6 protein-coding genes are annotated in these 10,943 nt (G+C 71.3%); 3 read left to right on the top strand and 3 right to left on the bottom strand.

The genetic code is table 11. From position 1 onward, the window contains the following. Positions 1 to 39: 39 nt before the first annotated feature. The 3 genes from rho to thrC form a co-directional block, all read right to left on the bottom strand. On the bottom strand, positions 40 to 2,097 hold the full coding sequence (gene rho, locus ACQP1V_RS37360) for a transcription termination factor Rho (protein ID WP_433415356.1): 2,058 nt from the start codon (positions 2,095 to 2,097) through the stop codon (positions 40 to 42). Positions 2,098 to 2,465: 368 nt separating this feature from the next. Next, positions 2,466 to 3,401 carry a homoserine kinase gene (gene thrB, locus ACQP1V_RS37365; protein WP_433415359.1) on the bottom strand — a complete coding sequence of 312 codons (936 nt, stop codon included), beginning with the start codon at positions 3,399 to 3,401 and terminating at the stop codon, positions 2,466 to 2,468. Positions 3,402 to 3,511: 110 nt separating this feature from the next. After that, positions 3,512 to 4,570, bottom strand: coding sequence for a threonine synthase (thrC, locus tag ACQP1V_RS37370; RefSeq protein WP_067125096.1), 1,059 nt, complete (start codon positions 4,568 to 4,570; stop codon positions 3,512 to 3,514). Positions 4,571 to 4,784: 214 nt separating this feature from the next. Here thrC and ACQP1V_RS37375 point away from each other — a divergent pair, with 214 nt between their 5' ends. From ACQP1V_RS37375 to ACQP1V_RS37385, 3 genes are all read left to right on the top strand, one after another. Next, a complete protein-coding gene (locus ACQP1V_RS37375) occupies positions 4,785 to 6,362 on the top strand; it encodes a glycosyltransferase (RefSeq protein WP_433415362.1) in 1,578 nt (525 codons plus the stop codon). A 424-nt stretch (positions 6,363 to 6,786) separates the two neighbouring features. Further along, positions 6,787 to 7,200, top strand: a complete 414-nt coding sequence (locus ACQP1V_RS37380) for a hypothetical protein (protein ID WP_387411714.1) — start codon at positions 6,787 to 6,789, stop codon at positions 7,198 to 7,200. Between the two features lie 103 nt (positions 7,201 to 7,303). Then, positions 7,304 to 10,885 (top strand): WD40 repeat domain-containing serine/threonine protein kinase, encoded by a 3,582-nt coding sequence (locus tag ACQP1V_RS37385; RefSeq protein ID WP_433415366.1) that lies wholly within the window; start codon positions 7,304 to 7,306, stop codon positions 10,883 to 10,885. Positions 10,886 to 10,943 lie beyond the last annotated feature (58 nt).

The following is a 10,943-nucleotide window of genomic DNA, read 5'->3' on the forward strand; positions in this document are numbered from 1 at the left end:
GTGGTCGGAACCACCCGGGGCGTTTCGCCGTACAGGAACTCAGTCGCGGCCGTTGCTGACCGTCGTCGTCTGCACCTGGAGCAGGAACTCGGCGTTCGACTTGGTCTCGCGCATCTTCTCCAGGAGAAGCTCCAGCGCCTGCTGCATGTCGAGGGCGTGGAGCACCCGGCGCAGCTTCCAGACGATCTGGAGCTCGTCCTTCGACATGAGGATCTCTTCCTTGCGGGTGCCGGACGCGTCGACGTCCACCGCCGGGAAGATCCGCTTGTCGGCGAGGGACCGGTTGAGCTTGAGCTCCATGTTTCCGGTGCCCTTGAACTCCTCGAAGATGACCTCGTCCATCTTGGAGCCGGTCTCGACCAGCGCCGTGGCGAGGATCGTCAGGGAGCCGCCGTTCTCGATGTTGCGGGCGGCGCCGAAGAAGCGCTTCGGCGGGTACAGCGCGGTGGAGTCCACACCACCGGACAGGATGCGGCCCGACGCGGGCGCGGCCAGGTTGTAGGCGCGGCCGAGGCGGGTGATCGAGTCCAGCAGCACGACCACGTCGTGACCGAGCTCCACCAGGCGCTTGGCCCGCTCGATGGCGAGCTCGGCGACCGTGGTGTGGTCCTCGGCGGGACGGTCGAAGGTCGAGTGGATGACCTCGCCCTTCACCGACCGCTGCATGTCGGTGACCTCTTCCGGACGCTCGTCCACGAGGACGACCATCAGGTGGCACTCGGGGTTGTTGTGGGTGATCGCGTTGGCGATCGACTGCAGCACCATCGTCTTACCGGCCTTCGGCGGCGAGACGATCAGGCCGCGCTGGCCCTTGCCGATCGGCGAGACCAGGTCGATGATCCGCGTGGTGAGGACGTTCGGCTCGGTCTCCAGGCGCAGGCGCTCCTGCGGGTAGAGCGGCGTGAGCTTGTTGAAGTCGGGCCGCTGCCGGGCCTGCTCCGGCTCCATGCCGTTGACCGTGTCTAGGCGGACGAGCGCGTTGAACTTCTCGCGCCGCTCGCCATCGCGCGGCTGCCGGACGGCGCCGGTGATGACGTCGCCCTTGCGCAGGCCGTTGCGGCGGATCTGCGCCAGCGACACGTACACGTCGTTCGCGCCGGGCAGGTAGCCGCTGGTGCGGACGAACGCGTAGTTGTCGAGGATGTCCAGGATGCCGGCGATCGGGATGAGGACGTCGTCCTCGCTGATCACGGGCTCGTTGCTGTCGAAGCGGTCGCGGCCACGGCGGTTGCGCTCGCGGAACCTGCCACGGCGGCCCCGGGCGTCGTCGCCCTGGTCGCCACGGCTGTCACCACGGTCAGCGCGGTCGCCACGGCTGTCACCACGGTCGCCACGGCTGTCACCGCGCTCGGCGCGGTCGCCACGGTCAGCGCGCTCGCCACGCTCGGCGCGGTCGCCACGCTCGGCGCGCTCGCCACGCTCGGCGCGGCTGTCGCTGCGCCCGTCACGGCTCTGCTGGTCACGGCCGCGCGTCTGAGCGTCGCCCGCGTCGGCGGCCCGCTGGTCCGTACGGCTGTCGCGGTCGGCGGAGCGGTCGGAACGCTCGCGCCGGTCGCCGCGGCCGCGGCGCTCACGACGGTCGGAGCGCTCGCCACGGCTGTCGCCGCGCGTCTCGTTCTGGGCGTCGCCCTGGGGCTCGGTGACCGCCGGGGCGTCCGCGACGGCGGGAGCGCTCGCGGTGACGGCGCTGGAGGCGGCGGCGACGGCGGGGGCCGCGGCGGGAGCGCTGTCCACGCGCTCGGCGACGGGCTGCTCCTCGCGGCTCTCAACCACGGCCGCGGGCGCGGCGGCGCGGGACCGTTCCCTGCGACCACGAGCGGGGCGTTCGGCGACGGCGGCCGGCGCTTCCGCGGCCGGCTTCGGCTCCGCCTGCGCCTCTCCCGTCGCCCCCTGCTTCTCCTGGATGGCCGCGATGAGCTGGCTCTTGCGCATCCGCCCGATCCCGGTGATGCCGAGACCGGTGGCCATGGCCTGCAGCTCGGGCAGCACCATGCCGGCCAGGCCGGTGCCGGAGCGACGACGCGGTCGAGCCGGGGCAGTGGTGGGGGTGTCGCCGGCGGCCTGGCCGTCGGAGAGGAGTTCGGTGGTGTCGCTCAACTAAGGGTCCTTCCCAGGGGTCGGGCACCGGACTCGTGCGTCCTGGTGTCCCGGTGGTGCGACCCGGCGGGACAGACCGGGTCGGGCTTCGCGAATCTCAGGTGTTGGTGACGCTCCGGATTCGCGAGCTGCCAGATGTCGAAATGGTTCGAACGCGCATGCCTCCGAGAACCCCACCTCTCGCCGCGCCGATCGGGGCAACGGGAGGAAACGGTTTCGGGAAAATCGCCCTGCCCGCGTCGAAGGACGCGGAGCGAAGTGCAGCGATGTGCGAATGACAAGCACGCACCCAACATGGGGGCATCTGGTGCGGCTATCAGCCTAACATCACCAGCGCGCACGGCTATTCCCTGGAGGTCTAAGAGGCATCAGCGTGTCTCGGGAAACTGAACGCCCGCACCATGCAGGTCGACGTTCAAGGGCTGGATGAGCCAGTCCGTACCCACTTCTGGTGCGATCAAATCCTCGGTGTCCGATGTCGAAAAGGCAAGGATCGTCGGACCCGCCCCCGAGACGACCGCGGGAACACCCGCGGCGCGCAGCCGTCGTACCAGGTCAGCGGTCTGCGGCATGGCAGGCGCGCGGTAGTCCTGGTGCAGGCGGTCCTCGGTGGCGGCGAGAAGCAGGCCGGGCTCCGGCATCCGGGTCAGCGCCGCGACGAGCAGCGCAGCCCGCCCCGCGTTGACGGCGGCGTCGGAATGCGGCACCTCATTCGGCAGCAGCCCGCGCGCCTCCTTCGTGGACGACCGGAAGGGCGGGATCAACACGACCGGCCGGACGTCCTCGTGCAGGGGCAGTTTCACCATACGCGGAGTGCCGGACCGCTCGGTCCACGCGATGGTGAGCCCGCCGGCCAGGCACGGCGCCACGTTGTCGGGATGGCCCTCCAACTCGGTGGCCAGCGCGAACGCGTCGTCGTCCGGCATGCCGGGCAGGTCGGCCGTGCCGGAGAGGGCGGGCGCGAGCGCCCGGGCGGCGAGGATGCCCGCGCAGATGGCGGCGGAGGACGAGCCGAGCCCGCGCGCGTGCGGGATGCGGTTGCGGCAGCGGAGCGTGACGCCGGACGGCTGCGGAACGCCCATGCGGTCGAACGTCGCCCGCATGGTTTTGACGATCAGATGTCCCTCGCCCGGGTCCACCTCCCCGGCGCCCTGTCCCTCAACGTCGACCGTCACGCCGTCGTTGGAGAGCGTGACCTCGACCTCGTCGTACAGGTCGAGCGCCAGGCCGAGGGTGTCGTATCCGGGACCGAGGTTGGCGCTCGTCGCCGGAACCCGGACGACCACGCTGCTGCTACCTGTCATCGAACTCCTCGTGAGATGGAGTCCCCGGGCAGCCGCCACGGGGAGGGCGCGCGGCACGCGGCCGTGAACGGCGCGGGCGGGGCCGGCACCGTTCACGCGACTGCTCAGGGTCAGGCCAGTTCGAGCGCGGTGGCCGCCGCGTAGGCGTCGACCGGGATCGTCACCGGGGCGGGCGCTCCGGAGATGGCCCAGTCGGGGTCCTTGAGGCCGTTGCCGGTCACGGTGCAGACGACCCGCTGGCCCGGGGTCAGCAGCCCCTGCTCGTGGGCCTGCAGCAGGCCCGCGACGCTCGCCGCCGACGCGAGCTCGACGAAGACGCCCTCGCTCTGCGCGAGCAGCTTGTACGCCGCCGCGATCTGGCGGTCGGTCACCGCCTGGATGTCGCCGCCGGACTCGTCCCGCGCCGCCTCGGCGAGCTTCCAGGACGCGGGGTTGCCGATCCTGATCGCGGTGGCGATGGTGTGCGGGTGGGTGACCGGGGCGCCGTTGACGATGGGCGCGGCGCCGCTCGCCTGGAAGCCGAGCATCCGCGGGGTCTTCGTGGCGATGCCGTCCGCGGCGTACTCCTTGTAGCCCATCCAGTACGCCGAGATGTTGCCGGCGTTGCCGACGGGGATGCAGTGAACGTCCGGGGCGTCGCCCAGCGTGTCGACGATCTCGAACGCCGCGGTCTTCTGCCCCTGCAGCCGGTACGGGTTGACCGAGTTGACCAGGGCGATGGGGTAGTTCTCCGCGAGCTTCCTGGTCATCTCCAGGCAGTCGTCGAAGGAGCCCTCGACCTGGAGCAGCCGGGCCCCGTGGACGAGCGCCTGGGCCAGCTTGCCCATGGCGATCTTGCCGCGCGGCACGAGCACCGCGCAGGTCAGCCCGGCGCGTACGGCGTAGGCGGCGGCCGAGGCGCTGGTGTTGCCGGTGGAGGCGCAGATCACGGCCTGCGCTCCGTCTTCCACGGCCTTGCTGATGGCCATGGTCATGCCGCGGTCCTTGAAGCTGCCGGTCGGGTTGAGCCCCTCGACCTTCAGATAGACATCGCAGCCGGTCATCTCGGAGACGCGCCTGGCGGGCACGAGCGGCGTGCCGCCTTCGAGCAGGGTGACCACGGGCGTCGTGGTGGTCACCGGAAGCCGGTCACGGTACTCCTCGATGAGGCCACGCCAAGCCCTGGTCATGATCGCTCCTTCTACGCGGGCTCCGCCACACGGGCCCACCTGCGGTATTGGCCATCGAGTTTACGGCCAACCGCTCTACCTGCGGGATCCACCGTCCAGCTTATGGACACATTTCTGGACATGAGCCCGATATAGCGGGACAAGCAGCGCTTCGCGCTCTCAGCGAACTACAAGTTCACTTCGCTAGGGTCGATCCCCTGACTTGACTTGACAGGTGACAACCGAGGAGGGGCACGTGGCGGGCGACGAGGTCCGGCCGAGGATTCGGCACAATGACTATTCCCCCCTGGCCCCCGCGCCGATCGGCGGTTGGCGTCCGGAAGTGCCGGTCAGCGTGATCATCCCCGCGTACGGCGGCCAGCACCGGCTCGATCTCACCCTGGCCTCGCTCGCGGCGCAGACCTACCCCGCCCATCTGACAGAGGTCGTCATCGTGGACGACGGCAGCGCCTTGCCGCTGCGATTACCGCAGATCCGCCCGGAGAACACCCGGATCGTCACGACCGCGGACGGCTGGGGACCGGGACACGCGGTCAACACCGGCGTCGCCGCCACCGACGGGACCGTCGTGCAGCGTGTCGACGCCGACATGATCCTCCACCGCGATCATCTTGAGGCCCTGCTGCGCTGGCACCACCTCACCGACTTTCTCGTCACGATCGGCGGCAAACGGTTCATCGAGGAGAGCCCCGTCACGGCCGCCGAGGTGCACGAGGCCGTGACCGGCGACACGTTGACCCGCCTGTTCGACCCCGAGAAGACCATCCCCAGCACGACGGAGATGACGATCCTCCGCCTGGACGGGATGCGCAGCAGCAAGAACCCCTACCACGTCTGCACCGGCCCCACCCTGTCCCTCCACCGGACGCTCTTCCTTGACGTCGGCGGCTTCGACACCGAGGTCCAGCGGGGCGAGGACACCGAGCTGGGGTACCGGCTGGCCCAGGCGGGCGCCGTCTTCGTGCCGGATCTCACGGCCCGCGCCGTCCATCTCGGCCTGCCCGCGCAGCAGCGCGACCGCGGGGCGACGGTGCGGACCGTCGAGCCCTACCTGGCCCATCGCGTGCCGCTCCGCCGCGACCTGCGCAAGGAGCGGGGCCGCGGCTGGCGCGTGCCGTACGTGGAGGTGGTCCTGGGCGTGGCCGAGGCGAGCGAGCGGGTCACCCGCGCGGCGGTGAACGCGGCGCTCGACGGGTCGCTGCCCGACGTCGCCGTCACGCTGGTGGCGCCGTGGTCGGCGCTGCCGTCCGGCCGCCATCCGGTGCTGACCGCGCCCGGGTTCGATCTGCGCATGCTGCGGACCGGGTTCGCCGACGACCCCCGGGTACGGCTGGCCGAGGACGTGCCGCCGAGCGCGACACCCGTGCCGTTCCGCTACTCGGGGCCGGTGGACGTCCCGCTCGCGCCGGAGACGCTGGAACGGATGGTCAAGACGGTGCTCGACGAGCGGATCGGCATGCTCGTCGTCACGTTCCCGGACGGCCGAACCGCGACCGTGGAGCGCACCGAGGCCGTGGGACGGGCCCTCCGGCTGGCCCGCCCGGGCGAGCCGCGCGCGGACGTCATCCGGCAGACCCACGGCGTACGGCACAGCCCGGCGGACGCGTTCTGGCCCTCGGCGGCGGAACCACCGGCCGCCCCCGTCCAGGCCGCGGCCCCTCAGAAGGACATGAGGTCGGCGATGGCGGGCCTCACCGAGGCGCGCGGGCCCGCCGCGCGCCCGCGCGCGAAGCGCTCGTGGGTCCGGCGGCTGCGCACCGCCATCCGGACCCACTACCGGATTCATCCGTAGCGTTCCGGCCTGTGTCCATGCGTAGCGGGGCCGCCGCGTAATCCTCTCGGAGCTGGAGAACTTCCCCACGGACCGGTACAGGGCGTCCGTGTCACGGCTCAGCTCGACGCTCAGCGTGATCGCGGCGGAGAGGTCTCAAGGGGGTCACCGGATCGATCGACCGTGACCGCGCCTGTGTGAGTAATTCCGATGGCTCCATGTTTGGCAACCTTAGGTTGCCATTCAAAGATCATCATGCGCGGAGATCACCGTACCGGGGGTCGGCGATATCGACGGCGCCTCACTGCGCGAACTGACCCGAGGGGCGAACGCGAGAACAATCCGGGAGAACCCCGCATCTAACGGTTCATGATCGGAACGTTTGCCGGACGCGACGGCGCCGGCGGCCGAACCGCGTGCGTATGAGATCGACAAGGGGGATCACATGGAGCTTCTCGGGCATCCGGGCAGGAAGATCGCACTGATCGGCGCCGGAGTCGGGGTGCTGGCGATAGGGGCGCTCGCGCTGGGCGGGATCGCCTCGGCAGACCAGAGCGGCGGGTCGAGCGGGCTCCGCGGGTCGGAGGTGACCGTGGTGAAGGAGACGCGGAAGGTCCCGGGCCGCGGAATCCTTGACACCAACGTGGTGTGCGGGAAGGGCAGACGCGCGATGGGCGGCGGTCACGCCTTCCACGGCGCGCACGACCCGCGCAAGCCGGTGGCCTTCCCGGTCAGCGCGCCCGGCAGCACGCGCGACGATCCCGGCGGCGTCCAGGACGCGTGGGACTTCGTCGCCGTGAACCCGATGAAGAAGGCGATCAGTGTCGAGTTCTACGCGATCTGCGTCCCCCTCGGCTGATCCATCCCCCGCCCGGGGCCGTACGGCCCCGGGCGGGGTTCGCCGTGACAACCCCGGTCCGAAGGCGGGGAACATTGCGGGAATGATCCGCATCCAACCCGCTGTGAAATCCTTGCTGCCCGGCGATCCCCAGCACGTCGGTGACTACTGGCTGGCGGGGCGGCTGGGAGAGGGCGGTCAGGGCGTCGTCTACGACGCCTACGACGGCGAGGGGCGCCGGGTCGCGATCAAGGTGCTGCATGCGTCCGGCGACGAGCGGACGCGTGAGCAGCTCGCCAGGGAGTCCGCCGCCGCGCGGCGCGTCGCCTCCTTCTGCACGGCGCGCGTCCTCCACACCGATCTCGAGGCGCGCAAGCCTTACATCGTCAGCGAATATGTCGAGGGACGGAGCCTGCGTGCGGCAGGGCGCCGGTTCACCGGTGACGACCTGCACCGGCTCGGCACGGCCATCGTCACCGCGCTGACCGCGATCCACGAGGCCGGAGTCCTGCACCGCGATCTCAAGCCCGACAACGTGCTGCTCTCCCCTGACGGGCCGCGCGTGATCGACTTCGGCGTGGCGCGTACGGCCGACATGTCGCTCACCGCGACGGGCCAGGTGGCCGGCACGCCGACGTACATGGCGCCGGAGGTCTTCACGGGCCAACGCGCCGACGCGAAGGCCGACGTGTTCGCCTGGGGCGCGATCATGGTGTTCGCGGCCACCGGCGAGGACCCGTTCAGGGCGGACACCCTGGGCGCTGTCATGCACAAGGTGCTGTCGCTGCACCCGGACCTGAGCGCCATCCCGCCCAGCATGCGTCCGCTGGTGGAGGCCGCGCTGGAGAAGGATCCCGAGGCCCGCCCGACCTCTCGTGGCCTGCTTCTCGCGCTGGTCAGCGGCTACGGCGGCGACATCCCCGGGCTCATGGCGGAGGGCACCCGTACGGCCAGGGGCGTGCATGTGCCCGACACCGCAGATCCAGCACTGGGCACGATCGCCGAGGACGCCTATGGCGCGCTCGCCCCTGAGCAGCGGGAACTGGCGCCCGAGGTGTTCCTGCGGCTGGTCGCGATCGGCGAGGACGGGCGTGAGTCAGGCCGCCTGGCGCCCAGGGAGGAGCTGATCGAGGGGCGGCCCGAGCGCGAGGCCACGGCCGTCGAGCACATCCTGCGGGTGTTCTCCTACCTGGTCAGCGAGAAGGACGGCGCCGTGGGGCTCACCCGCCCGGCGCTGCTGCGGGCCTGGCCCCGGCTGCGGATGTGGGTCGAGGCCGACCGTGACGGGCTGGCCCTGCTCGGCCAGATCGCCACCGCGGCACGGTATTGGGCGGAGAACGGCCGCAGGGACGGCGACCTGCTGCAGGGCAGCCGCCTGGAGGGCGCACTGAGCTGGGCCGCCACCCGGCGCAAGCACCTGTCGCTGACCCAGCGGGAGCGCGACTTCCTCACCGCGGGCACCTCACTGGCCAGGAAACGGGCCCGCCGGCGCCGGCTCACCACGATCGCACTGGCGGGGCTGCTCGTGGCGGCCCTCGCCGCGGGCGGCGTGGCCGTACGGCAGAGCGGGCTCGCCGACGACCGGCGCGACATCGCCATCGGCAGGCAGGTGGCCGCGGAGGCCGACCGGCTGCGCACCACGGACGCGGTCAAGGCGATGCTGTTGAGCGTGGCCGGCTGGCGTCTCGCGCCCGGTGCCGACACCAGGGCGAGCTTGATGGCCTCGCTCTACCGTCCGGAGAGAGCCGTTTTCCGGCAGCCGCCGGCCAAGGGCATCGGAGTGCGGACCGTGAGCCAGGACGGGCGCACGCTGGTGAGCGCCAGTGAGGAGGGCACGGCGGTCTACGACGTGCGCACCGGCAGGCGCCGGGCGTTCTGGAAATGGCCGGGCGCGAGGATCGTGCCCCTCGCCGCCGAGCTGAGCCCGAGCGGGAAGCTGCTCGTGGTGGTCACGGAGCGCTCGGTCACCGCGTGGGACACCATGACAGGCGCGAAGCGCGCGGAGCACCCCGTCAAGGACTGGGCGAGCGCGGTGCCGGCCTTCGGCGGCAACGAGTCGATCGTGGCGATCAAGCTGGAGAGCGAGGACGCGGTCCTCTGGAACGTCCGCACCGGCAGGATCGTGCAGACCCCGCTGAGGCAGATGAACAGCGTGGTCGTCGCCCCGGACGGCCGGATGGTGGCGGGTGTGGGCCTCCGCGGGTTGGAGGTGCGCCGGCTGCCCGGGCTGGGGAAGGACACCCGCTTCCCCGAGGACTGCGGCACGCTCGTCACGTTCAGCCGGGATGGCAGATACCTGCTGTGCGCCGGCGCCGAACTCACCAGATTCGATGTGGCGACGGGCGAGGCGGTGCCGGTGGCGCCGGGGGCGGACGACACCGCGTGGTGGGCCTGGGCGGAGGACGGATCGGCTGCCGAAGTCGACCGGGCCGTGCACAAGGGCGTGCGGTTCAGCGCCGATGGCACGCTGGTCGTGGGCTTCGCCGACGCGTCGATCAGACTGTGGAGCGTGGCGACGGGCGCGCGGCTCTTCAGCTATCGCACGGAAGGCGTGCCGTCCGACGTCTGGGTCGACCCCGACGGACGGACCATCCGCTACCTGCAGGACGACGAGGTCGTCAGCCTCGACGTGCGGTCCCCCGTCTCCACGTCCACGATGCGGCGAATCGGTGAGGAGCCGCGGCTCAGCCCCGACGGCCGCTGGGTCGTCACCACCGACGGGAACGGCGAGTCCCCGCTGCGGATCTGGGATGTGCGAGCGCGCCGATACTCGGGCGTCCTGCCCGGCACCGAGTTCTCCAACGGGGATGTGGTCTTCGACAGGTCAGGGCGCACCGTGGTCACCGGGATCTCGGGGAACGATCTGCTACGTGCCTGGGACGTCGCCACGCGCAGGTTGCGATGGCGGACGCCCGTTCCGGACGGCGACGCGGTGACGGATGCCACCTTCACCGCGGACGGCAAGAGGCTCCTCGTGGTGCTCGCGCATCTCCAGCGAGGACGCCGGCCGGTCTATCGCCTCTGGGAGCTCGACGCCGGCAGCGGCCGACCGATCAGGAAGGTGCCACTGAGCATGCCGATCGGCTCTGTCGCCTACACCGGCGACGGGAAGTCGGTGGTCTCCGACGTCGGCAGGATCTTCGACGCGGCCACCGGCAGGCCGGTCGACCTGGGCTTCCCCACGATCGGTGCGGCCGGGCTCGTCGCCACAAGCCCGATCGGCCCCTTGGTGGCCGTCAGCGGCGGCGAGGGGACGTTCGTCCTCTGGGACACCCAGCAGTACGCCCCGGTCCCGCCGGCACTGCGGGGAACGCTGGGAATCAGCGCGGTCAGCCTCGCCTTCAGCCCGGACGGCAGCCTCGTCGCGGCGTACGGCGACGACGCGAATGTCATCGGTACGTCCGGAAGGAGCGGGCTCGTCCAGGTGTGGGACGTCGAGACCAAGCGCCTTGTGGCCGCCGTCCCTCTCGTCGGCGACGCCGCCAAGGGCCTCGCCTTCACCGCGGACGGCCGCCGGCTGATCGCGATCGACCGGCGGGGCACATTGTCGGAGATCCCGGTGGCGGAGGACCAGGTCGCCGAGGTCGTGTGCGAGCGTGCGGGCCGCACGCTCGCTCCAGCCGAATGGCGGCGCTATCTGATCGACGTCCCCTATCTCGACATCTGCCCGCCTGCGGGGCGCCAGAGCGCCTCCAGCACTCCGTGAGGTGCGAGCGGTGTCCGGCCCCCTGGCCTGGGGGCCGAGGGCGGATCACCAGAGGACC

The sequence above is a fragment of the Microtetraspora malaysiensis genome, assembly GCF_050947145.1.
Taxonomy (GTDB): Bacteria; Actinomycetota; Actinomycetes; order Streptosporangiales; family Streptosporangiaceae; genus Microtetraspora_A; species Microtetraspora_A malaysiensis.

Coding starts and splice junctions, on each gene's coding strand:
- thrC (WP_067125096.1), bottom strand. CDS start 4,570: ATGACCAGGGCTTGGCGTGGCCTCATCGAGGAGTACCGTGACCGGCTT.
- ACQP1V_RS37380 (WP_387411714.1), top strand. CDS start 6,787: ATGGAGCTTCTCGGGCATCCGGGCAGGAAGATCGCACTGATCGGCGCC.
- thrB (WP_433415359.1), bottom strand. CDS start 3,401: ATGACAGGTAGCAGCAGCGTGGTCGTCCGGGTTCCGGCGACGAGCGCC.